The sequence below is a fragment of the Sphingomonas faeni genome, from assembly GCF_030817315.1.
GTDB lineage: Bacteria > Pseudomonadota > Alphaproteobacteria > Sphingomonadales > Sphingomonadaceae > Sphingomonas > Sphingomonas faeni_C.
Genome location: NZ_JAUSZF010000001.1, coordinates 821,110 through 847,500 on the forward strand (window position 1 = coordinate 821,110; position 26,391 = coordinate 847,500).

Sequence of the window (26,391 nt, forward strand, 5' to 3'; positions counted from 1 at the left end):
CGATTGGGATGCGGTTGGTCGCCGTGGGGAGAAACTTGTTCCGGGGCGCGTTGAGCGGGCGATACTCCCAACGAAGGATCAGCCATGCACATCGACCTGACGGGCCAGGCCGCGATCGTCACCGGCGCGAGTTCGGGCCTCGGCCGCGCCTCCGCCATCGCCTTCGCTAAGGCCGGTGCGAAGGTCGCCATCAACTACAACAGCAGCGCGGACAAGGCGCACGAGGTGGTCGCCGAGATCGAGCAAGCAGGCGGCGAGGCGTTCGCCTGCGAAGCCGACACGTCGGACGAGGCGGCGGTCCTCAATCTGTTCGACGAGACGGTCGAGCGGTTCGGTGGCGTCGACATCGTCTTCGCCAACGCGGGCATGCAGAAGGATGCGGCCTATGCCGACCTAACGCTCGAAGACTGGAAGCGCGTCATCGACGTCAACCTCACCGGCCAATTCCTCGTCTCGCGCGAGGCCGTACGCCGCTTCCGCAAACAGGGCGACCGCGGTTTCAGCCGCGCGATCGGGAAAATCCTGTTCATGAGTTCGGTGCACGAGGTCATCCCCTGGGCGGGCCATGCCAACTATGCCGCGTCGAAGGGTGGAAGCGGGATGTTGATGCGGACGCTCGCGCAGGAGATCGCCGGCGACCGCATCCGCGTGAACGGCATCGCCCCCGGCGCGATCGCAACCGAGATCAATGAGGATGCGACCGCCGACCAGGACAAGTTGCTCGAACTGATCCCCTACGGTCGCATCGGCGACCCGGAGGACGTCGCCCGCGCCGCGTTGTTCCTGGTGTCGGATGCGGCGGACTATATCGTCGGATCGACGCTCACCATCGACGGCGGCATGAGCCTGTATCCCGGCTTCCGCGATAATGGGTGAACCCGGGGACAAGCATGCCATATCGATCGCGGATCACGGCGCGATCGGTAACCTGGAGACGATCGCGCTCGTCGATAAGGCGGGGACGATCGACTATCTCTGCTGGCCGTGCCTCGACAGTGCCTCGGTGTTCGCGCGGCTGCTCGACAGCGACAAGGGCGGGCATTTCTCGGTCGAGCCCGATCTCCCAGGCGCGAACCTGGTTCAGATGTACCTGCCCGAGACCAACATCCTGCTCACCCGCTGGATGGCGAATTCCGCGAGCATCGATCTCGTCGACCTGATGCCGGTCGGCAACGATGTCGAGAACGCGCCGCCGCGGTTGGTGCGGCGGCTGACCTGCACGCGCGGGGCGGCGACGATCCGCGTGCGGTGCGCGCCGCGGTTCGATTACGCCGCGGCAGGGCGCAACGCGACGGTGACCACCAACGGCGCGGACGTCTCACGCGGGCGGTTCGATCACGAGTGCGGCCTTGCACTCGCCTTGCACGGGGCGGCGTCGCTGGTCGCGGACGGTTGCGACCTCACGGCCGAGATCGCGTTGCGCGAAGGCGACACCGTCTCGCTGATCCTCAGCAACCCCGACGACGTCTCGCTCGACACCGATGCACTCGACGCGATCGTCGAGAAGGACATTGCCTATTGGCGAACCTGGAGCCGCCAGTCGCGCTATCGCGGTCGCTGGCGCGAGACCGTCGAGCGCTCGGCGATGGTGCTGAAACTGCTGACGTCGCGCCGGCATGGCTCGATCGCGGCGGCGGCCACCTTCGGCCTACCCGAAGCGCCCGGCGGCGTCCGCAACTGGGATTACCGCGCGACGTGGATCCGCGATTCCTCGTTCACCGTCTACGCGCTTCTCCGGCTCGGCTTCCAGAGCGAGGCGGTCGACTTCCTTCACTGGACGATGGACCGCGCGCAGGCGTGTTCGAAGGGCCATCTCGGCGTCATGTACGCGCTCGACGGCGGCCCGATCGCCGACGAACGCGCGCTCGATCTTGCCGGATTCGAAGGGGCGTCGCCGGTCGTCGTCGGCAACGAGGCCAAGGACCAGACCCAGCACGACATCTACGGCGCGCTGCTCGACGCGACCTATCTCGGCACCAAATATGGCGAGCCGATCGCGCATGATTCCTGGATGGCGATCTGCCGGATCGTCGATCAGGTCTGCGAGACGTGGGCGACGCCGGACTCCGGGATCTGGGAAGTCCGCGGGCCGAAGAAGCATTATCTCCACTCCCGGCTGATGAGCTGGGTCGCGGTCGATCGTGCGGTGCGGTTGGCGCAGAAGCGCTCGCTTCCTGCGCCGCTCGTGCGCTGGTCGGAGGTTCGGACCGCGATCAACGAGGATATCTGGGCGAATTTCTGGGACGATGACCTTGGTCACTTCGTTCGCGCCATCGGCGATGCACCCGAGGACAAGGCAGTCGACGGCGCGCTATTGATGATGCCGCTGGTGCGCTTCATCGGCCCGACCGATCCCAAATGGCTCGCGACCTTGGAGGCGATCGGTAAAGACCTGTCCGATGACGGGCAGGTCTATCGTTACAAGATCGATGACGGCTTGCCCGGGCGGGAGGGGACGTTCGTCGCCTGCTCGTTCTGGTATGTCGAATGCCTGGCGCGGGCAGGGCGGCTGAACGAAGCGCGCTGGAACTTCGAGAAGCTGCTCGCGCACGGTAACCATCTTGGCCTGTTCGCCGAAGAGATCGCGCAGGACGGCAGCTTCCTCGGCAATTTTCCTCAAGGTTTCAGCCACCTCGCACTGATCAGCGCGGCGTTTTACCTCGACCGCGCGCTCGACGATGGCGGGCCCAAGGCCTGGGCGTGACCGCCGATGCAATGAGGTGGCGATCATGACCCCCGGCATCGTAGGCAAAATCGCGTTCGTCCCGAAGCCGATGACAGCGGGTTGACCTTCAGGTGTTCCCCCGCGGAATCGGGGGAACAGGAAAGTGGCGGCGTGGGGGCTGCGTTACCCCTCGAACAAATCCTTGAACTGACGAGGCTGCGACCGAAGATACTGGTTCGGCGCCTTCACCTTTCCGCCAAGGTGCGCCGCCGCATGCCAAGGCCAACGCGGGTCATACAAGATCGTCCGCGCCAGCGCGATCATGTCCGCATCGCCCGTGCCCACAATCGCCTCCGCCTGCTCGAAATCGGTGATCAGCCCGACCGCGACGACCGGGATCGACACCGCCTGCTTCACCGCCCGCGCGAGCGGCACCTGGTAGCTCGGCCCGACCGGGATCTGCTGCGCCGGCGTCGTCCCGCCGCTCGACACGTGGATCGCGCTGCACCCACGCGCCTCCAGAGCCTTCGCGAACGCCACGGTCTGCTCGGAATCCCAGCCGCCCTCGGCCCAGTCCGTCCCCGACACGCGCATCGTCACCGCGCGCTCGGCCGGGAACGCAGCCCGAACCGCGTCGAACACTTCGAGCGGGAAGCGCATCCGGTTTTCAGGGCTGCCGCCATATTCGTCCTCACGCCGGTTCGACAGCGGCGACAGGAACTCATGGAGCAGATAGCCATGCGCGGCGTGCAACTGGATCGCATCGATCCCCAACCGCGCAGCCCGCATCGCCGACGCCACGAACGCATCGCGCACCCGTGCCAGCCCCTCGCGGTCTAGCGCGACCGGTGCGTTCTCCTCGGGCAGGAACGGCACCGTCGACGGCCCCTCGGTCTGCCAACCATTGAGTTCGCCCGGCGCAATCTGCAAACCGCCCTTCCACGGCACCTCGCACGAGGCCTTGCGCCCGGCATGCGACAACTGGATCGCGATCGGCATGTCGGACCAGCGCCGCACGCTCTCGATCACGCCCGCCATCGCCGCCTCGGTCGCATCATCGTACAGCCCGACGTCGCCATAGGTGATCCGCCCTTCCGGCAGCACCGCGCTCGCCTCGATCGTCAGCAGCGCCGCGCCGGACAGTGCGAGCTGGCCGAGATGAATCTGGTGCCAGTCGTTCATGCAACCATCGACGGCCGAATACTGGCACATCGGCGCGATCACGATCCGGTTGGCGAGCGTAAGGTTGCCGACCTTGAGCGGCTCGAACAGTTTCGGTCCGCTCATGCGGCGATCGATCGGGAGGAGGAAGGCATGCGCATGTCCCTTGATCTGTGAGAAGGTGCGGCGAAACTCGCTGCTGGGTGCGGAACATAGGAAGCGACGGACGGGTTTCACGCCAAGGAATGCTGCACCGCGATAAAGCCGCGTCCGCAGCGAGATGATTACGACACGAAAAGGGTCTTCGCATTGCATCTACTGCCCGACACGCTCGACGCCGGCTCGGCCTATCCCCTCGGCGCGACCTTCGACGGCCTCGGCGTCAACTTCGCGGTGTATTCCGCCAACGCCGAGAAGATCGAGCTTTGTGTCTATGACGAGACTGGCCGTCGCGAACTGAAGCGGTACGCGCTCCCCGAGTGGACCGACGAGGTCTGGCATGGTTACCTCCCCGATGCGCAGCCGGGCCTCGTCTACGGCTACCGCGCGCATGGCCGCTACGCCCCCGAGGAGGGCCACCGGTTCAATCCGAACAAGCTGCTGCTCGATCCGTACGCCAAGCAGATGATCGGCGAACTCCGCTGGACCGACGCTATGTACGGCTATCAGGTGAAGTCGCCCCGTGCCGACCTGAGCTTCGACAAGCGCGACAGTGCGCTGACGATGCCCAAGGGTGTCGTGACCGACAGCCATTTCGACTGGTCGCGCGACGTGCGGCCCAACACGCCGTGGTCCGAGACGGTGATTTACGAGGCGCACGTCAAGGGCCTCACCAAGCTGTTCGAGGAGGTCCAGCCGTCCGAACGCGGCACCTTCGCGGCGCTTGGCAATCCCAAGGTCATCGATCACCTCAAGCGCCTCGGCGTCACCGCGCTCGAGCTGCTGCCGATCCACACCTATATCCAGGATCGCTTCCTGCAGGAAAAGGGCCTGCGCAATTACTGGGGCTACAACACCCTCAACTTCTTCACGCCCGAACGCTCGTTCTTCGCAACCGACAGCCACAACGAACTCCGCCGCTCGATCCGCCGGCTTCATGCGGCCGGGATCGAGGTCATCCTCGACGTCGTCTACAACCACACCTGCGAAGGCTCGGAACAGGGGCCGACGCTGTCATGGCGTGGGCTGGACAACGCCAGCTACTACCGGCTCGTCAAGGACGATCCCCGCTATGCGATCAACGACACCGGTACCGGCAACACGCTGAACCTCACCAAGGCACGCGTCATTCAGATGGTTGCGGATTCGCTCCGCTATTGGGCGACCAGCTTCGGCATAGACGGCTTCCGCTTCGATCTCGGCCTGACGCTGGGCCGGACGGACACCGGCTTCGATCCTGGTGCCGGCTTTTTCGATGTGCTCCGGCAGGACCCGGTGCTTGGCAAGCTGAAGCTCATCACCGAACCATGGGACATCGGCCCCGGCGGCTACCAGCTCGGCAACTTCCCCCCCGGGTTCGCCGAATGGAACGACAAGTACCGCGACACGGTGCGCAAATTCTGGCGCGGCGACCACGCGCAGCGCGCCGATCTCGCCGCGCGCCTGACCGGCTCGGCCGACCTGTTCGACCGTCGCGCCCGCCGCCCCTGGGCGAGCGTCAACCTGCTGGGTGCGCACGACGGCTACACGCTCGCCGACACGGTCGCCTATGAGGAACGTCACAACGAAGCGAACGGCGAGGACAATAACGACGGTCATTCGAACAACTGCTCGCGCAATTGGGGTGTCGAAGGCCCGACGGACGACCCCGCGATCCTCGAAACCCGCCAGCGTGTGATGCGCTCGATGCTGACCACCTTGTTTGCGTCGCTCGGCACGCCGATGCTGGTCGCGGGCGACGAGTTCGGCCGCACGCAGAACGGCAACAACAACGCCTATTGCCAGGACAACGAGATCAGCTGGCTCGACTGGGAGAAGGCGAAGTCCCCCGAGGGCAACGCGCTGATCGACTTCACCGCGCGGCTGATTGCCCTGCGCCGCGAATACGGCATGCTGCGCGCCGGCAACTTCCTGTACGGCGAGGATACGCCGGCCGAGGGTCTGAAGGACATCGAATGGTGGGATGAGCGCGGCCAGCAACTCACGTCCGAAGACTGGGAAAACACCAACGGCCGCGCGCTGGTAATGCGTCGCGCGTGTGAGATGGAGTCGGGTGAGATCCAGGTCATCTCGCTGTTGCTCAACGCGTCGGAGGGGCCGCTGACCTTCCACATGCCGCCGCCCGAAGATGTCGAGCGCACCGTGCTGATCGACAGCAGCAAGCCCGACCAGGCCGCCGCGCCGATCGAGAACAGCTACGAGCTTCCTCCGCAGGGCGCGGCGTTGCTCTCCTGGACGATCGCAGCGGCATGACCTGGGGACCGACGATCGCCGAGGATGGGATCATTTTCCGCCTCTGGGCACCCGACCGCGACACGGTGACGCTGGAAATCGCCGACGGCCAGCCGGTCCCCATGACGCGCCAACCGGACGGCTGGTTCAACGCCAAGGCGTCGGTGGGGGCAGGGGCGCGATACCGGTTCCGCCTGACCGACGACCTCGCGGTCCCCGATCCCGCCTCTCGCACGCAGTCCGGCGGTGTCCACGGCTGGAGCGTCGTTGTCGATCCCGAAGCCTATACGTGGCGGACCCCGGACTGGCGCGGCCGTCCGTGGGAAGAGATGGTGATTCAGGAGGTCCATGTCGGGACGCTTGGCGGTTTCGCAGGCGTCGCGGAGTACCTCCCGGCGATCGCCGAACTCGGCATCACCGCGATCGAACTCATGCCCGTCAACGCGTTCGGCGGGACTCGAAACTGGGGTTATGACGGGGTGCTGCCCTATGCACCGGCCGAGAGCTACGGCACCCCCGACGACCTGAAAGCCCTCGTCGACCGCGCCCACGAACTCGGCCTCGCCGTGTTCCTCGATGTCGTCTACAATCACTTCGGGCCCGACGGGAACTACCTCGGCGCCTATGCGCCGGGCTTCTTCAACGCCGACGTTGATACTCCCTGGGGCGGCGCGGTCGCGGTCGATCAGGCGCCGGTCCACCGGTTCTTCGTGGACAACGCGCTGATGTGGTTGAACGAATACAGATTCGACGGCCTCCGCTTCGACGCTGTCCACGCGATCGCGAACGACGATTTTCTTGACGCGATGGCCGCCGAACTCCGCAAGAAGACGGTGGGCCGGCACGTCCATCTCGTCCTGGAGAATGAGGGGAACGACGCCGAGCGTCTTCACTCGGCCGCGTTCGACGCGCAGTGGAACGACGACTTCCACAACGTCCTCCACGTTCTGCTCACTGGCGAGACCAGCGCCTATTATGCTGATTTTTCAGACCGTCCGGTCGAACGCCTCGCACGCTGCCTCAGCGAAGGCTTCATCTACCAGGGGGAGGGCTCACCCAACCACGATAGCAAGCCGCGCGGCAAGCCCAGCGCGCACCTGTCGCCGACCGCGTTCGTGGCCTTCCTCCAGAACCACGACCAGATCGGCAATCGTGCGATGGGCGAGCGCCTGACGCTGCTGGCCGACCGTCGAAAGCTCCGCGCGGCGACCGCATTGCTGCTGCTGAGCCCGCAAATCCCGCTGCTGTTCATGGGCGACGAGCGCGGCAGCGAAAGCCCGTTCCTGTTCTTCACCGACTTCCACGACGAACTTGCCGATGCGGTTCGTGAAGGTCGGCGGAAAGAGTTCGCCAAGTTCGCCGCCTTTGCCGATCCGGAAGCGCGCAAGGCGATCCCCGATCCCAACGCACTCGAAACCTTCGAGCGATCCCGCGCACGCGGCGGCCCTGATGCAGCCGAGTGGCAGGACCTGTACCGCGACCTGCTGAAGATCCGTCACGACGAGATCGTCCCCCGCCTGCGAGGCACCAAGTCGATCGGTGCGGAAGCGATCGGGGAGGGGGCAGTCGTCGCGCGCTGGAAACTCGGCGACGGAACAGTCCTAGCACTCGCGCTGAACCTTGGCGACGATGCCGTTGATTTTCCTTACATTGATGCCTCGCCAATCTACATCGATGGCGAGCCCGGCCAAGCTGCCAGCGTGGCAGTATGGTTGGTCCGATGAGCAACCTTCGACAACTCGCCATCGCCGCCGGTCTACAACCCGAATGGCAGGACGCAGCGGGCCGCCGCCAGATCGTCGCAGAAGACGCGTTACGGACGATCCTCGATTGGCTCGGCCACGCGTCCGAGAGTGAAAAGCAGATCGCCGACAGCTTTGCCGCAATCGCTGCTCGCAAGGCGCAGGGCAGTCGGTTCCTGTCCGTCGATACAGGGGAAGCGATCCAACTCGCCACGACTGTATCGGGCAACGCCGAACTCACGCTGGAAGACGGCACGATTCAGTCCGTCAAGGTTGATCGCGGCGCTTTGCAGCCGATCAGCAAGAGTGGCTATCATCGCCTTGAGATCAATGCCGAAGTCATCGATCTCCTGGTCGCACCGCGCCGCTGCTATACGATCGCCGACGCACCACCCGGCCGCAAGCTTTGGGCGCCTGCCGTCCAGATCCCAAGCCTCCGCACGGACGCGCGAAATCCGTTCGGCGACTTCGCCTCACTCGCAGACGCCGCCAAAGCCTTTGGCCGACGCGGCGCCGACGCGCTTGCGATCAGCCCGACTCACGCGCTGTTCCCCGCTGATGCCACCCGATACAGCCCTTACGCACCCTCTAGCCGTCAATTCCTCAACGGTCTTTACGGCAACCCATCCGGGTTAGCCTCGGAGGCGGACAGTTTCCACGACCTGATCGACTGGCACGACGCCATCCCCGCGAAGCTCGTGCAACTTCGCAAGACATTTGATCAAGTTACTCCGAAGACTAAAGAAACCCTAACAGCATTCAGATATGAAGGCGGTCGGGACCTCGAATCCCACGCCGAGTTCGACGCTCTGCACGCGCACTTCTTCGCCACCATCGGTGCACGAGGCTGGCAGCAATGGCCGGCTGAGTATCACGATGCCGCCAGCCCGGCCGTACGTCGTTTCGTCGCCGAGCACGCCGAGGACGTCACGTTCTACGTTTTCCTCCAGTGGCTTGCGCGCCGCGACCTCGACGCCGCGCAAAAAGCGGCCAAGGATGCGGGCATGGCGATCGGTCTTATCGCCGATCTTGCCGTCGGCATGGACCCCGGTGGCAGCCATGGCTGGAGCCGACGCAGCGACCTGCTCACCGGCCTTTCGATCGGCGCACCCCCCGATCCGTTGGGCCCGGACGGGCAGAGCTGGGGCATCACCGGCTTCGACCCGCAAGCCCTTCGCGACACCGCGTTCGCCCCTTTCATCGCGACGATCCGCGCCGCGCTCGCGCATGCCGGCGGCATCCGTATCGACCACGCATTCGGCCTCCGTCGCCTCTGGGTCGTGCCCGAGGGCGCGTCGGCCGCGGAAGGCGCGTATCTCGACATGCCGTTCGACGACATGATGCGGATCGTCGCCATGGAATCCCAACGCGCGAAGGCGATCGTCATCGGCGAAGACCTCGGCACCGTACCCGACGGCTTCCGCGAGGCGATGGACGCGCGCGCGATGCTCGGCATGCGCGTGCTATGGTTCGAGCGCGACGCGGAGGGCTTCGTGCCTCCCTCGAAATGGTCGCGCGATGCGGTGGCGATGACCGGCACGCACGATCTTGCGACGATCGCCGGCTGGTGGAGCGGCCGCGACATCGACTGGACCTGGGACTTAGGCCGTAAGTCGGACGCGCCCGACGAACCCGCCGATTGCGCCGCCCGCGCGGAAGATCGTACCGCGCTGTGGTCCGCGTTCGACATCGATACCAAGCAACCCGATCCCGAAGACACCGCCCCGGTCGTCGATGCGGCAATCGCACACGTCGCCAGCGCTCCCTGCGCGCTTGCCATCATCCCGATCGAGGATCTCGCCGGATTGATCGAGCAACCCAATCTGCCGGGCACGATCGACGAACACCCCAATTGGCGCCGCCGCATGCCCGACACGACCGAAGTGCTGCTCGCCCGCCCCGACGTCGCCGCCCGCATCGACGCGCTCAACGCCACGAGACCTGCATGACACTCTCCACCACGCCCCGCGCGACCTACCGCTTCCAGTTCCACAAGGACTTCATCTTTGCCGATGCGGAGGCACTGGTGCCGTATCTCGACGACCTCGGGATCAGCCACCTATACGCTTCGCCGATCACGACCGCGCGCAGCGGGTCCACCCACGGCTACGACGTCGTCGATCCCACCCGGATCAATCCCGAACTCGGCGGGGAAGCCGGGTTCCGCAGCCTCGTCGCGGCTCTACGCGCACGCGACATGGGCGTCATCATCGACATCGTCCCCAACCACATGGGCGTCGCGGGCGGTGAGAACGCATGGTGGAATGATGTCCTAGCGCACGGTGAAACCAGCAAATTCTCGCGTTACTTCGACATCGACTGGCGCGAGAAGCTCGTGCTTCCGATTCTCGGCGATCCGCTCGCCGAGACGCTCGCAAGCGGCGCGCTCAAGGTCGAGCAGGTCGACGGCCGCTATGTCCTCGAAGCGTATGGCGAGCACCGCCTACCGATCCGCGACGAAGATCAGGCCATAGCAGCAACGGACGACATCGCCGCGCTGATCGACCGCCAGCATTACCGTCTCGCATCATGGCGCGTCGCCAACGACGAACTCAACTGGCGGCGCTTCTTCACGATCAACGACCTCGCCGGCCTGCGCGCCGAAGACCCGGTGGTGTTCGAGGCCACGCACGCACTCTATTTCCGGCTCTATGCGGAGGGCTTGATCGACGGCGTCCGCGTGGATCACGTCGACGGCCTGACCGATCCCGCGGGCTATTGCCGGCAACTCCGCGAACGGTTCGACGCGATCGAACGCCCCGCCGATGTCCCCGCGGGGCCAGCGTATATCGTCATCGAGAAGATCCTTGCGGGCGGCGAACCGCTCGCGACCGACTGGGGCGTCGACGGCACCAGCGGTTATGACTTCATGGAACAGGTCACGGCGTTGCTCCACGATCCCGCCGGTGCCGAACCGCTCGCCGAACTCTGGGCGGACATCAGCGGCCGCTCCGCCGACTTCGCGCCTGAGGAACTGCGCGCACGACAGGAACTGCTCGCGTGGCAGTTCGACGCGCAACATCGCCGCTGCGTCGAGGCCTTCGTCGCGCTCGCCCGCTCGACGCCGGACTGCGACGGCATGACGCCCGGCATGCTGCACCGCGCGATCGAGCGGTTGCTATGGGTGTTCCCGGTGTATCGGACCTACGGAACCGGCAAGGCTGCACCGGCATCTGACGCGAAAATCCGCGAAACGGTCCGCAAGCGCGTCGCCGAGTTCGTCCCCCCCGGCGAGGGGGCGGTCGTCGACCGGATCCTGTCATGGCTGGCGGGCGATGGCCCCGGCGACGCCGCCCTCGCGGCCGAAGCCGTGCGGAAATTCCAGCAATTCTCCGCACCGATCGCGGCGAAGGCGGTCGAGGACACCGCTTTCTATCGCTACGGCCGCCTGCTCTCGCGCAACGACGTCGGCTTCGACGCCGCCCGGATGTCGCTCGACATCGACGCGTTCCATGCCGCGATGATCGAACGGGCGCGCGACTGGCCGTCCGCCATGCTCGCCACGGCAACGCATGATCACAAGCGCGGCGAAGACGTCCGCGCGCGGCTCGGCGTGCTGAGCGAGGTGCCCGACCTGTGGCGCGCACGCGCCGAACATTGGCTCCACCTGGCCGCCCCGTATGCGGAAGGCGTCGATCCAGCCGACACTTATATGCTGCTCCAGACCCTGTTCGGGGCATGGCCGACGAACCTCGGCGTATCCGATATCGAGGGGCTGTCGAATTACGCCGAGCGGATCGTGGCGTGGCAGGAGAAGGCGTTGCGCGAGGCCAAGCTCCGCTCGTCATGGGAGGCGCCGGACGAGGCGTACGAAACCCGCTGTCACGATCTCGCCAAGGCCTTGCTCGATCCGGATCGGTCGCGCGAGTTTCTCGACGACATGGCCGGTTTCGTTGATCGGATCGCGCCGGTCGCCGCGGCCAACGGGCTTGCGCAGGTCGCGCTGCGCTACACCGTGCCCGGCGTCCCCGACCTGTACCAAGGCACCGAGACCGCCGATCTGAGCCTGGTCGATCCCGACAACCGGCGCCCCGTCGATTATGCCACGCGCGAAGAGATGCTTGCGAACGCCGCCGATCCCAAGCTCGTACTCATCGCAACGCTGCTAGCTCTGCGACGCCAGCACCCGATGCTGTTTGCGGCGGGAACCTACGAACCGATGGCCGTTACCGGAGTGCGCGCGGATCACGTCATCGCGTTCAGCCGCGCGCATGACGGTGTCGCAGTGCGCTGCGTGGTGGCCCTGCGCAGTGCCGGACGCTGTCTGGACGCGAACGATGCAGCCGAGTGGTGGGCGGATACGGCGCTTTCGTCGGGTGACCGGATCGCCGACCTGCTCGGCGCCTCCGCAGTTTCGGTCGCCATGCTGGATCCAGCGGCGACCTGATCGAGCCATAGCCGGCCGTTCCCGCGTCGATACGGGAACGGCCGGTACGCCTTACAACCCGAAGCGAAGCGTCGCGCGGAAATCGCGACCGGCGAGCGGTGCGAAGTCCTTCAGGAAGCTCGTCGCGCGACGTGCGTTTACGTCGAACAGGTTGTTCGCGCTAAGCAGCAACGTCGTCTTCGAATCCTTGCCGAACGGGCTGAGGCCGATCGAGGCGTTGACCATCGTATAGTCGTTGGTCTTCGTCTCGAACGCGGCGATGCGGTTCTGGTCGAAGACGTGCTCGACCTCGACGCGGCCGTTGAGCCGGTCGCCCTGTGCCTCGATCCCGCCGAGCACGCGCATCGGCGGGATGCGCGGGACCGGGCCCTGGTCGACGATGTTCGCGTGGACGTAATCGCCCAGCACGTCGGCGTTGACCGCATAGCCGCCGATCTGCGCGACCTTCACCGACGCATCCGCCTCGAACCCGTAATAGCGGGCGTCGGCCTGCTGATACTGGAAGCAGGGCAGGTCGACGGTCCGGCCCGAAGGATCGGCCGCCGCCTGGCACACCGACGACGCGACCTGGTTCTCCGAAATGTAGTTCGAGAACCAGTTGTAATAGGCCGACGCGTCGAAGCTGAAGCCGTCGCCATGCGCGTGCAGCGTGCCTTCCAGACCCCAGGACTTCTCGAGCCGGAAGTTCGGGTTACCGAGTTCATACGCCTGCGTGCCGGCATGCGCGCCGTTCGCGAACAACTCCTCGGCAGACGGTGCGCGCTCCGTGCGTGAGCCGTTCAGGCCGACGCGGATGCTGTCGGTCAGCGCGTAGGACGCACCGAGCGAACCCGAGACCGAGTGATAGCTCTGGCTGCCGCGGAAGAAGCGCAGATCGTCCTCGGGCGTGCGCGCGGCGAGATCGGTGATCTCGTAACGCACGCCACCCTCGGCGCGGAACTTGCCGGACTCGTATTGTTGCAGCGTGAAGAGCCCGGTCTGGTTGGTCTCGTTCTTCGGCAGGAAGGCCTCGTCGCCGGCCACGTTGAAGATCCGGTTGTAGAACTGGACGCCCGACGCGCCCTGCCAACCGCCACGGTTCGCCTGGATGACCTCCAGGCGTCCTTCGAGGCCCTTGTTGTAGAAGGCGGTACCGACGGAGTTGTCCTCCTCCAGCTCGAAATGGCGATAGCTTGCCTGCCCGACGCGGACGCGGATTTTGCTGAGCACATCGCCACCCGTGTCGATCTCGCCGCGCAGGTCGACACGGTTCTGGACTACGTCGAGGCGCGGCGCCTCCTGCTCCTGCCCGGGTTGCGTGGCGTAGCGGATCGGCACGCCGTACAGGCTGTCGTAATGGCTGTACGACACGCCGAGACTGCCATTGTCGGTGATGATCGACGCGCCAGCGCCGGCCGTCCAGGTCTCCGACTGTGTGTTTGGAAGCTTGCCCTTCAACTGCGCCGATGCGGCATAGTCGATCGGATCGGCTTCGTTCGGGTCGACTGGCTGCGCGGCGGTCGCCAGCGCCTGTGCACGCGCGTCGCGCGACAGGATATAGCCGCCGGTGCGCAGATCGCCCGACTTAAGGTACGATCCATCGGCGTGTAGCACTAGGTGCTGGCCGACCGCGACGTCGCCGGCCATGCCGCCGGAGCGTTCGTTCGCCGCCGAGCCATAATTGGCGATGCCGTTCACTCGGTAGCCGTTCTCCGGCACCGACCGTGGGATGCGCGTGTCGATGACGTTGACGACACCGCCGACCGCCGACGTACCGTACAGCAACGCGCTCGGTCCGCGGAGGATCTCAATGCGCTCGGCAAGCAGCGGATCGATGATGACCGCGTGGTCGACCGAGGTGTTCGAGACGTCGATTGAGCCGATGCCGTCGGTCAGCACGCGAATGCGATCACCCTGGAAGCCGCGCAGGATCGGACGCGAGGCGCTCGGCCCGAACGACGATGCCGATACGCCAGGCTGGCGCGCGAGCGTTTCGCCGATCGACGGGCGCAACTGGCGGGTGAGTTCTTGGCCGGTAAGGACGGTCGTGCCCTGCAGGACGTCGCGCTCGCTGGTCTGGATCGGCGCGGTGACGATGATATCGCGCTGGTTGGTCGATCCGACCGACGCCGGGGCAGGGGCCGACGTGGCAGGATCCGTCGCGACGGTCTGGGCGTGCGCCTGAGAGGAAAGGAGCGCAGCCAGGGCGGTGGCGCCGAACAGCATCGTCTTCATGGAATTCCCTTGTGTCGTCCCTGTACGATCAATTGGGTATATTTGATGATACATCATATCAAGTGACAATTATGCCATGAAGGCTGATGGCGCCGCGACTGTTGCCGCGATGCAACATGGCTTGGTGTCATCCGCGAGGACCGAAATGCCGGTCGTCATCCTGACGAAAGTGAGGATCCGGAGCCATGATGGACGGCGTCCGTTATCCTGGGTCCTGACTTTCGTCAGGATGACGGATAACGGATGACGGCGATGGCAAAGGACAGGGGGCGACTACTCCCCCGGCAACCTTACGCCGAGACGATCAACTCCTTGATCCGCCCGGCGAGCGCTTCCATCGCGAACGGCTTGGTCATGACGTGCATCCCTGGGTCGAGATGCCCGTTCCCTACGACCGCGTTCTCGGCATAGCCGGTGATGAAGAGGATCTTCAGGTCGGGCCGCCCGACGCGCGCTGCGTCCGCCATCTGTCGTCCGTTCATACCGCCCGGCAACCCGACGTCGGTGACCAGCAGGTCGACGCGCAGGTCCGATTGCAACAGCTTCAGCCCCGCCGCGCCGTCCGCCGCCTCGATCGCCGCGTAGCCGAGTTCCTCCAGCACCTCGACGACCAGCATTCGGACCGTCGGCTCGTCGTCGACCACGAGTACGGTCTCGCCGGCATGCGCGCGCGGGGCGTCGGACAGTTCGACTTCGGGTGCAGCGTCTTCGGCAGTACCGAAGTGGCGCGGGAGATAGACGCAGACGTTGGTCCCTTCGCCGACCTCGGAATAGATTCGGACATGACCGCCCGATTGCCGCGCGAACCCGTAGATCATCGACAGGCCGAGACCTGTACCGAGCCCCAGCGGCTTGGTCGTGAAGAACGGATCGAACGCCTTCGCGATCACCTCGGGTGTCATGCCGGTGCCGGTATCCGACACGCACAACGACACGTACTGCCCCGGATCGAGTTCGCGTTCGCGTGCCGTTCGTGCGTCGATCCAGCGGTTGGCGGTCTCGATCGTCAGCCGCCCGCCTTCGGGCATCGCATCGCGCGCGTTGATGCACAGGTTGAGGAGCGCGTTCTCCAACTGGTTGGGATCGACCAGCGTCGCCCAGAGCCCGACCGACTCCACCACCTCGACCTCGACTTCGGGCCCGACGGTCCGCCGCACCAGATCCTCCAGCCCCGATACCAGCCGGTTGACGTCGGTCGGCTTCGGATCGAGCGTTTGTCGTCGCGAGAAAGCGAGCAGCCGATGGGTCAGCGCGGCGGCACGCTTGGCCGCACCTTGCGCGGCGATCGAATAGCGCTCGACATCGTTCAGCCGGCCTTGCGCAATCCGTATCCCAAGCAGTTCCAAGCTGCCGGTAATGCCGGTCAGCAAATTGTTGAAATCATGCGCGATCCCGCCGGTGAGCTGGCCGACTGCCTCCATCTTCTGGCTTTGCCGCAACGCCTCCTCGACCTGCATCAGTTCGCGCGTACGCGTCGCGACCTGTTCCTCCAGCGTTTCGTTCCACTGCGCCAGTTGTGCGGTCTGACGGCGACTGTCGTCGATGTCGGTATTGGTGCCGACCCAGCGCAGGATCGTGCCATCGGACGCCCGAACCGCGTCCGCGCGGACCAGGAACCACCGATATTCACCGTCTTTGCTGCGTGCGCGGTATTCGACGCTATACCGGTCACCGGTTGCGAGAGAGTGACTCCAAGCTTCTGCCGCAGCAGGATAATCCTCTGGGTGGACACGGTCCTGCCAGGTGCCGGCGCCGCCAAGCGAACCGGGTTCGAGCCCGTTGAATACGTAGACCTGACGATTGAACCAATAGAGATCGCCGTTCGGGCGAGCCGCCCAGATCTGGTTCGGCACGGCTTCGGCAAAGACCCGGAACTGTTCCTCGCTCTCGCGACGCGCGGCTTCCGCCCGCAGCCGTTCGCTGGCTGTCCTTACCCGTTCGGCGACTTCGCGCATCAGTGCGAGATCATCATCCGTCCAGACCCGCGGCGCCCTGTGGTTCACATAGAGGAGCGCCACCAAATCCTCGTGTTCGACCAGCGGCATGTTCACGAACGACGCTGCGCTGATCGCCTTGAGCATATCGGCCGTATCGCGGGTCCGGGGATCGAGATCGGCATCCGCGATGGCCACAGTCCGCCCGGCCTTCAGATCCTCGATGTACGAGCCATAGTCGCGAAACTGGAGCGTCCCGGCGAGCGTCGTGATACCCCGCGCGTTCCAGTCGCGCTCGACGGCGATCGTTTCGTTACTCTTGTCGATCACGCCGTAGCCGACCCGGCTCACCTGCAGCGCCTTGCCCAAGATCGCCGACGCGGCATAGGCGATCTCGTCGGGTTCGATCAGGTCGCGGATTGCGTCGCTGAGTTCCAGCAGGGCACTTTGCCGCAGGTCCGCCTGCTTGCGCTTGGTGATATCGAAGCTGACGCCGGGAAAGCGTAACGGCGTGCCGTCGGCGCCGAGCCGGCAACGGCCTTGCGCGGCGACCCAGCGAACCGCGCCATCCGGCTGGACCAACCGGTACTCGGCCGCAAAATCGCTGCCACCCTCGAGCGCATCGGCGATCGCGGCGCGGGTCGCGGGCAGGTCGTCGGGGTGAATGCCGCCGAAGAATCGTTCGAGTGGCGCGCCCTTGCGTCCGAGTTCCTCGGGAACGCCGTACAGCCGTGAGAAGCGATCGTCGGCCTTCACGCGATCGTTCGGAACGTCCCAGTCCCAGGTGCCGATACCGTTGCCGGCCGCTAGCGCCTGGTGGAGCCGCTCTTCGCTTTCCTGCGCGGCAATGGCGGCCCGGCGCTGGGCGGACACGTCCGTGAACAGCACCGCGACGAGGTGCGGCGCGGCAGCGCCTATCGGGAAGGCATGGACGTCGAACCACCGATCCATCGAGTCCGAACCATGATCGAACCGTGCCGGTTCGCCTGTCAGCGCGACCTTGCCATAGGTGTCGAACCAGACGCGCTCGAGATCCGGAACGAGTTCGCTCGCGGCCCGACCGACCGCGTCGACCAGTCCGGTCTGGCTTTCGAATCGCGGATTGACCTCGACGAACCGGTAGTCGATCGCTCGATCGCCATCGAACACCATCTCGATGATGCAGAACCCCGCGTCGATCGCTTCGAACAACGCGTCGTAACGCTCTTGGGCCGGATTGGCACGTTCAGCCTGGGTCGTCGGTCGTAACATCGTATCTCGAAGGTCGGAGGACGCGACCTTACGCAACAAGGCCGGCGAGCAAACGCACCAACGAGAGTTCCGATCCCGTGGTTAGATCGGGTGCGCTGCGACCCGTTCGAGCGCGACCGGCAACAGCCGGGCGAGGCGATCGGCCCAGGCCGCGCAGCCCTCGGCTGACCCCAGCAGATCCTGTCGTATCTCGATCTCGGCATAGGCGCGGGCAGGGTAGGCATGCCGCGGAACGGTGTAGTCGATCAGGTCCATCCGGTAGGGTTCGTTGTCGCCAACCGTCAGGTCGCCTTCGGTCCGCAACACCGCCAGCAGGGCCTGTGCGAACCTCGTGTCGCCGCCGTCGTGGAGAATGCCGATTTGCCACGGACGCGCCTGGTCCCGCATCGGCCCGCTCATCATCGGGGTGAAGCTGTGCAGCGCGATCAGCGTCGTCGGTGGGCCAAACGCATCGCGTCTCGCCAGTTCGGCATCGATCGCCGCATGGTACGGCTCGTGGATCTCGCGGAACCGTGCCGCACGATCCGCTTCGCTCAGCGCCGCATTGCCCGGCACGACCGTGCCGTCGCTGACCGCGGCGATGACGTCCGGCTGATCGGGGCTGCGGTTGCAGTCGATCACCAGCCGCGAATAGGTCTGGCGGACGAATACCGCGTCGAGCCGCTCCGCCAATGCCGCGCCAAGTTCACCAACGCCGATGTCCCAGCCGATATGGCGGGACATTTCCGCATCGCTCAGCCCCAGCGACCCAAGCCGTGTCGGTACCGCTTTCCCCGCATGGTCGCCGATCAGCAGGAACGATGACGCGCCTGCCGGGTTGATCACCGAGACCGGAGAGGTATCCTCGGTCGTTAGCAGCGATTGGCTGACATTGCTGTTCATGCGACACGGACCCTGGATGCCATCTCTAACGCTCTCCCACGTAACGAAATACTCCTACCGCCAGCCGGTGGCGTTTGGCGAGCACCGGATCATGGTCCGGCCGCGGGAAAGCTATGACCAGCACCTGATCGACGCCCAGTTGACGATCTCCCCGGAGCCGTCGGACATTCGCTGGCTTCAGGACGTGTTCGGCAACTCCGTGGCGATCGCGACGTTCGACAAGCGCGCGAAGGATCTCGTCATCGACAGCCGGATACGGCTGAACCACAGTCCGGCCGAACTGCAGAACGTCGATATCGAACGTTACGCGCGGTTCTATCCGTTTACTTATTCGTCCGAGGAAATGCCCGACCTGCTCCGGTCGATCGAGCGCCAGCATCATGATCCGCTGCGTGAGATCGACACCTGGGCGCGGCGTTTCGTAAGCAGCGGGGGGCAGACCGATACGCTGGCGATGCTGTCGGAGATGACCGCGGCGATCAAGCGTGAGTTCACCTACGTGCCGCGGCCCGAGAAAGGCACGCAGTCGCCGATGGAAACGCTCGCGATGCGCAAGGGCACGTGCCGCGACTATGCGATGCTGATGATTGAGGCGGTCCGCGCGCTCGGCTTCGCGGCGCGCTTCATCTCGGGCTATGTCTACAACCCCAGCAGCCGCGAGCAGCGCACCGGCGGCGGCAACACCCATGCCTGGGTCCGCGTCTATCTTCCCGGTTCGGGCTGGGTCGAGTTCGATCCGACCAACGGCATCGTCGGCAACCGTGGCCTGATCCGCGTCGCGGTCGCGCGCGACATTTACCAGGCGGTGCCGATCTCGGGCACCTGGAGCGGCTTTCCGGGAAGCTTCCTCGACATGAGCGTGTCCGTGAACATCGCCGTCGACGATGCCGCCACAGGCGATGCCAACAATTCTCAACACACGGCGATAACGGCCTGAACCGGGGGACTTCTATGCTGATCAGGGCAGGCTACAACATTCGATTTGAAACCGACGTTGCGACTCCGATGATGGCGATGCTCAGCCTTCATCCGTCGCGGAACAAGGACCTCGTCACCCCGCACCGGATCGTCGACGATCCCGACGTTCCGGCCTATGATTATCTCGACGCGTTCGGCAACGTCTGCACGCGGATCACGGTGCCGAAGGGCGGCCTGACGCTGTCGTGCGACTTCACCGTTCAGGACAGCGGCAAGCCCGATCCGGTGACGCCGGACGCGATCCAGCACGCGGTCGAGGATCTTCCCGACGACATCCTAATCTACCTGCTCGGCAGCCGCTATTGCGAGACGGACCGCCTGTCCGAGACCGCGTGGTCGTTGTTCGGGCATGTCCCCGCGGGCTGGCAGCGCGTCCAGGCGATCGTCGACTTCGCGCATGACCATGTCGAGTTCGGTTATCACTTTGCCCGTCCGACCAAGACCGCTTGGGACGTCTATCAGGAGCGCCAGGGCGTGTGCCGCGATTTCGCGCATCTCGCGATCACGCTGTGCCGCTGCATGAACATTCCGGCACGCTATTGCACCGGCTATCTGGGCGATATCGGCATCCCGCCGGTCGACGCGCCTATGGATTTCTCCGCCTGGTTCGACGTGTATCTCGGCGGCACCTGGCACACGTTCGACGCGCGCCATAATCGGCCGCGGATCGGCCGGATCCTGATGGCGCGGGGCAGGGACGCGACCGATACCGCACTGACCACGACCTTCGGTCCGGCACGCCTGGTCGGTTTCGACGTCCATACGGACGAAGTCGGTCTCGAAGCCCGCGCCGATGGTGTAGCGCCAACGGGGTAATCCCACCGCAGCGTCAAGTTAGGTCTTGTCGCGACAGCCGCGATGGGCCTAACGCCACCGATCCCTTAACTTATGCTGCGATGCACAACATGACCTCGACCCCAGATCAGTCCGCTCCCTCCAACGCGAACGCGCTGCTATTGCAGGCGATCGCGCTGCGCCAGTGCATCACGGCAACCTATAACCGGATGGTCTGCACTTTGGCGCCGCACATCCTCTATACCAAGCATGACGACGTATTCGTCGACGCGATCACGCTGGAACGCGACGGTCAGCCACCGAAGGAGATCAAGCTCGGCACGTTCAAGCTCGCAGGGCTGAAGGATATCGAGGTCATCGATCGCCCGTTCGTCCCCGACGCGATCTTCAACCCCGGCGACATCAAGTACGACCGGGTGACCCTGTTCGTCGTCGACCGCACCTGAGCCTAAATCCTCCCCCTCGCGGGGGAGGATCAGATAGCTTCACATCGCAGGCGGCAACCATGCCGTCTCGATCTCGCCGTACCGATCGGTAAATCCGGTGGCCGCTACCAGCGCCGCTTCGTCGACGATCCGTACCCGTCGCCCGGTGCGCTCGATAACGCCCGTCTTCTCCAGCGCGCGGATCGTCCGGTTGACGTGGACCTTGGTCAGTCCCAGCGCGTCGCCGATATCGGTCTGCGTGAGCGGCAGGTCGAACGAGTCGACGATCCCGCCTGCCGTGACCCGCAACCGTGCGATGATATCGAGCAACAGCGTCGACAGCCGCTCGCTCGCACCCATCCGCCCGATCGTCGTCAGCCGGTCGCTCATCGCGACGTTCTCGGCGGCAGCAATCGCGTAGAGCAGCCCGGCAATGCGCGGCTGCGCGCGGAACAGAAGGCCGAGTTCGGTCTTGGGCAAATCGATCACGATGCAGTCGGAGATCGCGGTCAGCGTTGCCGCCGCCTGCGACCACGCCATGCTCGACGTCCCGATCAGGTCGCCCGCATAATGAAACCGCAGGATCTGGCGCCCGCCGGTGACCAGCTTCGCCGAGGAATGCAGCCACCCCTGGCGCACGACGTACAGCGCGTGGCTTTCACCGCCTTCCGCGACCAGCACGTCGCCCGCGCGTAGCCGCCGCTCGCCGCGTTCGGCGTGGAGGATCGCCTCGCGTTCGGCGTCGGTGAGATCGAGATGCCGCCCTAGTCGTGCGATCAAACCGCTCAATTGCATGCTTCACCCTTTTCCCTGCCCGCGCGCCGTTCTTGCCGGTCACGTCGCCAAATGATCGTGTCGCGCGTCATGGTTCGCGCGATCCTTCCAGAATATATCGACGGCGATACGACGCCGTCATCGCGGCTGTCCTAACGCGCTTTCGAGCACCGGCGCAACGCGGGCGGCGATCCGGTCGACACCGGTCCGGTTGGGATGAACACGATCCGCCTGCATCAGTCCGGCATTGCCGATGACGCCGTCCAGGATGAACGGGTACAGCGTAGCATCATAGGATTTGGCCAAGTCGGTCCATATACTGTTGAACTGGCGCGAATACTCTGGGCCGAGATTAGGCGGCGCCATCATGCCGGTCAGCATCACGGGAATGCCGCGACGCTTCGCCTCGTCCATCATCGCCGTCATGTTGGCGCGCGTTTCGTCCGGCGATATCTGGCGAAGAACATCATTGCCGCCAAGCCCCAACAGAATCAGGTCCGGTCTGCGCTTCATGTTGTCGAGCGCGAACGCGAACCGCTGCCGTCCCGCAGCGCTAGTATCGCCAGATACCCCGGCATTGACGATCGTCGCGTTGATCCCGTCCTTGCGCAACCGGTCCTGCAAGGCATCGGGCAGGCTCTGCCCGCGGTCGAGGCCATAGCCGGCATACAGGCTATCACCAAAGGCGAGGATAACGCGCTCCGGACCCCGCGGCGCTGGCGTCGCAGCAACTGGCGATATCGTGTTCGCCGCGGGTGGCGGGGCAGGGATCTCGGGTGTCCGATCGCAGCCGGCCAGCAACCCCGCTTGGAGAAGCGCCAGTCCGCCCCCATAAAGAGGCCAGCGTCGCATCTGTTTCTCCAAAATATTGGTCTCCATGTCCGAACCTGCTTCCGCCGATATGGTGATCTCGGTGCGCGATGTCACGCTGACACTCGGCACATCGACTGCCGCGACGACGATCCTCAAGGGCATCGATCTCGACATTGCCCAGGGCGCCAGCGTCGCGCTGCTCGGGCCATCGGGGTCGGGCAAATCGTCGCTGATGGCCGTACTCTCCGGACTGGAGCGGGCGACCAGCGGTCGGGTCCAGGTGGCCGGGCTAGATTTCGGCAAGCTCGACGAGGATGCCCTCGCGCGCGCGCGCCGCGGTCGGATCGGCATCGTCCTGCAGGCCTTCCACCTGCTGCCGACGATGACCGCGCTCGAAAACGTCGCGGTACCGATGGAACTGGCCGGGATGCCCGACGCGTTCGAGCGAGCGGAAGCCGAACTCGCGGCTGTCGGCCTGTCGCACCGTATAGGCCATTATCCAACTCAGTTGTCAGGCGGTGAGCAGCAGCGGGTGGCGATCGCCCGCGCGCTCGGCCCGCGTCCGGCACTCGTCTTCGGCGATGAACCGACCGGCAACCTCGACGCCGCCACTGGCGCCTCGGTCATGGACCTGTTGTTCGATCGCCGCGCTGCGACCGGCGCCACGCTAATCATCATCACCCACGATCCGGTGCTGGCGGCGCGGTGCGATCGAACCGTCGAATTGAGTGATGGCCGCATCGTAGCGGACCGTTTGCGGTGAGCGAATGGCGGCTGGCGTGGCGGCTTGCCCGTCGCGAACTCAATCTTCGGTTTCGCGGGCTGCGGCTTTTGCTAGCATGCCTTTTCCTCGGCGTCGGCGCCCTGGCCGCGATCGGCAGCCTGACGCAGTCGATCGACGGCGAGCTTGCGGCGCGCGGCAGCGCGATCCTCGGTGGCGATGTCGAGTTCGGTACTTCGCAGCGCGCGGCCACCCCTGACGAGCGCACGGCGATGGCGCGGCTCGGCACGGTATCCGAAACCGTACGGATGCAGGCAACCGCGATCCGCGGCACCAACAGCGTGCCGGTCCAGCTCAAGGGCGTCGATGCGGTCTATCCGCTCTACGGCACGCTGAGCGTACAGGGCGGATCGGTTACGAAGGTCGACGATCCCAAGGCGATCTGGATCGCTCCGGCCTTGGCGCAAAGACTCGGCGTCGGCCGCGGCGCGCGCATACGCCTCGGGATCGCCGACTTCACCGTCGCCGGCGTGATCGCGAACGAACCGGACCGGCTCGGCGAAGGCTTCACGCTCGGCCCCGTCGCGATCGTTTCGATGGCCGGCATTGCGCGGACCGGTCTGGTCCAACCCGGCAGCCTGTACGAAAGCAAGTACCGCGTCCGGCTCTTCCCAAGCGCCGCGCCGACGACCGCCATCGATCGGTTCAAGGCGGCATTCCCGACCGGCGGCTGGGAAACCAAGACGCGCGACCGTGCCGCGCCCGGCGCCGAACGCTTCGTCGACCGCATGGGCCAGTTCCTGTTGCTGGTCGGGCTGTCCGCACTCGTCATCGCCGGGATCGGCGTCGGCAACGGCGTGTCCTCCTACCTCGCCGCTCGCCGCAGCAGCATCGCGGCGTTGAAGGTCCTCGGCGCGACATCCGGCCTGATCGCCAAGATCTACCTTTTAGAGGTTGGTGTCGTCGCGGCGATGGGGATCGTCCTAGGGCTGGTCGCGGGCGCGGTGACGGTGCCGTTGATCGTCTGGCTCGCGGGCGACGTGCTCCCGGTCGCGCCGCAGTTCTCGCTCCAGTTCGCGCCGCTCGCGTTGGCCGCGGCCTACGGCATGCTGATTGCGCTCGCCTTCACCGCACCGCCCCTGATCGAGGCTGGCAGCATTCCCGCCGCGGGCCTGTTGCGCGGTGTCTTTGGCAGCCGGTCCGTCCCGTTGCGCCGAACCTTGCCCTGGGTCCTTGGTGCCGGAGCGGCGATCGTCGCGCTAGCCCTGTCGACCGCGGAACAGCCCGGCCTCAGCGCAGGCTTCCTCGCGGCAGTGGCCGGCGTGCTCCTGGTATTAGCGGCGTTCGGCTGGGCGGTGCGCCGGATCGCCGCAGCGCTTCCCCGCTCGCGCAAGCCGTTGTTGCGGCTCGCCATCGCCGGACTGCACCGCCCCGGCGCGCGGACCGGCACCCTGGTCGTCGCACTCGGCCTCGGCCTGACGCTGTTCGTGCTGCTCGCCGGCATCCGCACCAGCATCGACGCGAACATCGCGCTCACCGTCCCCAAGCGCGCACCGGCGCTGTTCGCATTGGACGTTCCGCCCGACCGCGAGGCGGAGTTCCGCCGGACGATCGAAGGCGTGGCGACCCGTCCGGTGATCCGCACCGTCCCCGCAATGCGTGGCACGATCACCGGCTACGGCACGACGCGCGTCGCCGACCTCAAGACCCTGCCCGAGGGCGCATGGGCATTGCGCGGCGAGCGCGGGCTGACCTACTCCGCGACCTTGCCCGAGGGCAGCGAACTGGCCGCCGGTCGGTGGTGGCCGCGTGACTATAAGGGTCCGCCGCTGGTCTCGATCGACGAGCGGTTGGCCAAGGTGCTCGCGCTCAAGATCGGCGATCCGCTCAGCTACACCTTGCTCGGCGTCGAGCGGACCGCGCGGATCGCGTCTTTCCGCCGGATCAGCTGGGATACGCTCGGCTTCAACTTCGTGATGGTGTTCTCGCCCAACGCGATCGAGGACGCGCCACACAATCTCGCCGCGACCATCGAGCTTGCACCGGGACAGGAAGCACCGGTGATGCGCGCGTTGCTGCCGCGTTTCCCGTCGGTGTCAGTGATCGAGGTTCGCGGCGTGCTCGGCCAGGTCCGCGACATCGTCTCGCAGATGGCGACCGCGATCACCGCAGCCGCGTCGGTGGCGATTCTTGCTGGGATCGCCGTGTTGATCGGCGCGATCGCCGCGGCGCGAGAGGCGCGTACCTATGACGGCGTGATCCTGCGCACGCTCGGCGCGACGCGGGGGCAGGTGCTCGCAGTGCAGGCGCTCGAATACGCGTTCCTCAGCATCGTGCTGTCGGTACTCGCTTTGCTGCTGGGCCTCGGTGGCGCGTGGTATGTCGTCACGCAACTCTTCACGTTCGAATGGCGGCCGGATTATGTGACGGTGTTGGCGACACTGTTGGGCGGTGCCGGGTTGACGATGGCGATCGGACTGATCGGCGCTTGGCCTATTCTCGGTGCCCGGCCGGCGCAGGCGTTACGGCAACTTTGAGGGCACGTTTGCGTCCGCGCGGCGTTGGGCCGGAATATACCGGGACCAAGGGGCAAGACGCTGAGTACGACTGAATCACGATCCGAGCATGAGGCTACCAGTCCCTGGTCGATGTCGGCGCGCGAATGGTGGAAGGTCCTGAAGCGCACCTGGGCCGAGGGCAACGACGATAATATCGGCCTGATAGCGGCCGGTACCGCTTTTTATGGGTTCGCCGCGATCGTCCCGCTGTTGGCGTCGGTCGTGCTGATCTACGGGCTGGTCGCGGACACGGAGACCGTGGTCGCGAACATCCGCGCGTTGTTCAACGTCCTTCCCGACGACGCTGCCCGAGTGATCGGGGACCAACTCGCAACGGTCGTCAACACGTCGGAAGGCAAGAAAGGCTTCGGCCTCGTCATCGCGCTGGGCATCGCGCTGTACGGCGGCACCAAAGGCGCGTCATCGATCGTCACCGCGCTCAACATTGCTTACGAGGAGAAGGAAACACGCGGGTTCATCGCCCTCTACCTGCTCGCCTTCGCGATCACCGGGGGCGCGGTCCTGCTGGCCTTGGTTGCCGCGCTGTCGACGGCGGCATTTGCGCTGCTCGACAGCCTGATCCCTGGTGCTCCGGACATTCTGCTGTTGGGGATCCGTCTGGTAAGTTACGGCGTCCTCGCCTCGTTGGGCGTCACGGCGGCTGCATGTCTGTACCGGTTCGGCCCCAATCGTCGCAAGG

General features: G+C 65.6%; 18 protein-coding genes (1 of these 18 only partly in view). 12 read left to right on the top strand and 6 right to left on the bottom strand.

What is annotated here, in order from left to right; translation table 11 throughout:
* The first annotated feature begins 84 nt into the window (after window positions 1-84).
* Both QFZ54_RS03930 and QFZ54_RS03935 read left to right on the top strand, forming a co-directional pair.
* Window positions 85-876, top strand: a complete 792-nt coding sequence (locus QFZ54_RS03930) for a glucose 1-dehydrogenase (RefSeq protein WP_307084618.1) — start codon at window positions 85-87, stop codon at window positions 874-876.
* Entirely contained in the window at window positions 869-2,704 is a 1,836-nt protein-coding gene (locus QFZ54_RS03935; protein WP_307084620.1) for a glycoside hydrolase family 15 protein, read from the top strand. The genes QFZ54_RS03930 and QFZ54_RS03935 overlap by 8 nt, the downstream gene beginning before the upstream one ends.
* Before the next feature lie 144 nt (window positions 2,705-2,848).
* Here the strand turns inward: QFZ54_RS03935 and QFZ54_RS03940 are convergent, their stop codons facing one another.
* Entirely contained in the window at window positions 2,849-3,952 is a 1,104-nt protein-coding gene (locus tag QFZ54_RS03940; protein WP_307084622.1) for an NADH:flavin oxidoreductase/NADH oxidase, read from the bottom strand.
* A 183-nt stretch (window positions 3,953-4,135) separates the two neighbouring features.
* On the opposite strand from QFZ54_RS03940, the gene glgX reads away from it, so the two are divergent.
* The 4 genes from glgX to treY are packed head-to-tail and all read left to right on the top strand — an operon-like array spanning window position 4,136 to window position 12,346.
* Window positions 4,136-6,238 carry a glycogen debranching protein GlgX gene (gene glgX, locus QFZ54_RS03945; protein WP_307084624.1) on the top strand — a complete coding sequence of 701 codons (2,103 nt, stop codon included), beginning with the start codon at window positions 4,136-4,138 and terminating at the stop codon, window positions 6,236-6,238.
* On the top strand, window positions 6,235-7,941 hold the full coding sequence (gene treZ, locus QFZ54_RS03950) for a malto-oligosyltrehalose trehalohydrolase (RefSeq protein ID WP_307084626.1): 1,707 nt from the start codon (window positions 6,235-6,237) through the stop codon (window positions 7,939-7,941). Before glgX ends, treZ begins: the two co-directional genes overlap by 4 nt.
* A complete protein-coding gene (gene malQ, locus QFZ54_RS03955) occupies window positions 7,938-9,908 on the top strand; it encodes a 4-alpha-glucanotransferase (RefSeq protein WP_307084628.1) in 1,971 nt (656 codons plus the stop codon). Before treZ ends, malQ begins: the two co-directional genes overlap by 4 nt.
* Entirely contained in the window at window positions 9,905-12,346 is a 2,442-nt protein-coding gene (gene treY / locus QFZ54_RS03960; RefSeq protein WP_307084630.1) for a malto-oligosyltrehalose synthase, read from the top strand. The genes malQ and treY overlap by 4 nt, the downstream gene beginning before the upstream one ends.
* 51 nt (window positions 12,347-12,397) lie before the next feature.
* Here treY and QFZ54_RS03965 read toward each other — a convergent pair whose 3' ends face one another.
* The 3 genes from QFZ54_RS03965 to QFZ54_RS03975 all read right to left on the bottom strand — a co-directional run bounded on the left by QFZ54_RS03965 (window position 12,398) and on the right by QFZ54_RS03975 (window position 18,627).
* Entirely contained in the window at window positions 12,398-14,560 is a 2,163-nt protein-coding gene (locus QFZ54_RS03965) for a TonB-dependent receptor (RefSeq protein ID WP_307084632.1), read from the bottom strand.
* Between the two features lie 290 nt (window positions 14,561-14,850).
* Window positions 14,851-17,745, bottom strand: coding sequence for a PAS domain-containing protein (locus tag QFZ54_RS03970; RefSeq protein WP_307084634.1), 2,895 nt, complete (start codon window positions 17,743-17,745; stop codon window positions 14,851-14,853).
* 81 nt (window positions 17,746-17,826) lie between these two features.
* On the bottom strand, window positions 17,827-18,627 hold the full coding sequence (locus QFZ54_RS03975; RefSeq protein ID WP_307084636.1) for an N-formylglutamate amidohydrolase: 801 nt from the start codon (window positions 18,625-18,627) through the stop codon (window positions 17,827-17,829).
* A gap of 16 nt (window positions 18,628-18,643) precedes the next feature.
* Between QFZ54_RS03975 and QFZ54_RS03980 the strand changes: the two genes are divergently transcribed.
* The 3 genes from QFZ54_RS03980 (at window position 18,644) to QFZ54_RS03990 (ending at window position 20,846) form a co-directional block, all read left to right on the top strand.
* Complete coding sequence (locus QFZ54_RS03980; RefSeq protein ID WP_307084638.1) at window positions 18,644-19,564, top strand: transglutaminase family protein; 921 nt, start codon at window positions 18,644-18,646, stop codon at window positions 19,562-19,564.
* Window positions 19,565-19,578: 14 nt separating this feature from the next.
* Complete coding sequence (locus QFZ54_RS03985) at window positions 19,579-20,421, top strand: transglutaminase-like domain-containing protein (protein ID WP_307084640.1); 843 nt, start codon at window positions 19,579-19,581, stop codon at window positions 20,419-20,421.
* Window positions 20,422-20,510: 89 nt separating this feature from the next.
* A complete protein-coding gene (locus QFZ54_RS03990; protein ID WP_128454646.1) occupies window positions 20,511-20,846 on the top strand; it encodes a hypothetical protein in 336 nt (111 codons plus the stop codon).
* Between the two features lie 39 nt (window positions 20,847-20,885).
* Here QFZ54_RS03990 and QFZ54_RS03995 read toward each other — a convergent pair whose 3' ends face one another.
* Both QFZ54_RS03995 and QFZ54_RS04000 read right to left on the bottom strand, forming a co-directional pair.
* A complete protein-coding gene (locus QFZ54_RS03995; RefSeq protein ID WP_307084642.1) occupies window positions 20,886-21,620 on the bottom strand; it encodes a Crp/Fnr family transcriptional regulator in 735 nt (244 codons plus the stop codon).
* 117 nt (window positions 21,621-21,737) lie between these two features.
* Window positions 21,738-22,451: an arylesterase gene (locus QFZ54_RS04000; protein WP_307084644.1), complete on the bottom strand. Its 714-nt coding sequence runs from the start codon at window positions 22,449-22,451 to the stop codon at window positions 21,738-21,740.
* A gap of 25 nt (window positions 22,452-22,476) precedes the next feature.
* Here QFZ54_RS04000 and QFZ54_RS04005 point away from each other — a divergent pair, with 25 nt between their 5' ends.
* From QFZ54_RS04005 to QFZ54_RS04015, 3 genes are all read left to right on the top strand, one after another.
* Window positions 22,477-23,175: an ABC transporter ATP-binding protein gene (locus tag QFZ54_RS04005; protein ID WP_307084646.1), complete on the top strand. Its 699-nt coding sequence runs from the start codon at window positions 22,477-22,479 to the stop codon at window positions 23,173-23,175.
* Window positions 23,172-25,670 (top strand): ABC transporter permease, encoded by a 2,499-nt coding sequence (locus QFZ54_RS04010; RefSeq protein ID WP_307084648.1) that lies wholly within the window; start codon window positions 23,172-23,174, stop codon window positions 25,668-25,670. The genes QFZ54_RS04005 and QFZ54_RS04010 overlap by 4 nt, the downstream gene beginning before the upstream one ends.
* A gap of 111 nt (window positions 25,671-25,781) precedes the next feature.
* Window positions 25,782-26,391, top strand: partial view of a YihY/virulence factor BrkB family protein gene (locus tag QFZ54_RS04015; protein ID WP_307084650.1) — the 5' portion only. It continues 551 nt past the right edge of the window; 610 of the gene's 1,161 nt are visible here — the first part of the coding sequence; the start codon lies at window positions 25,782-25,784; its stop codon lies beyond the right edge, outside the window.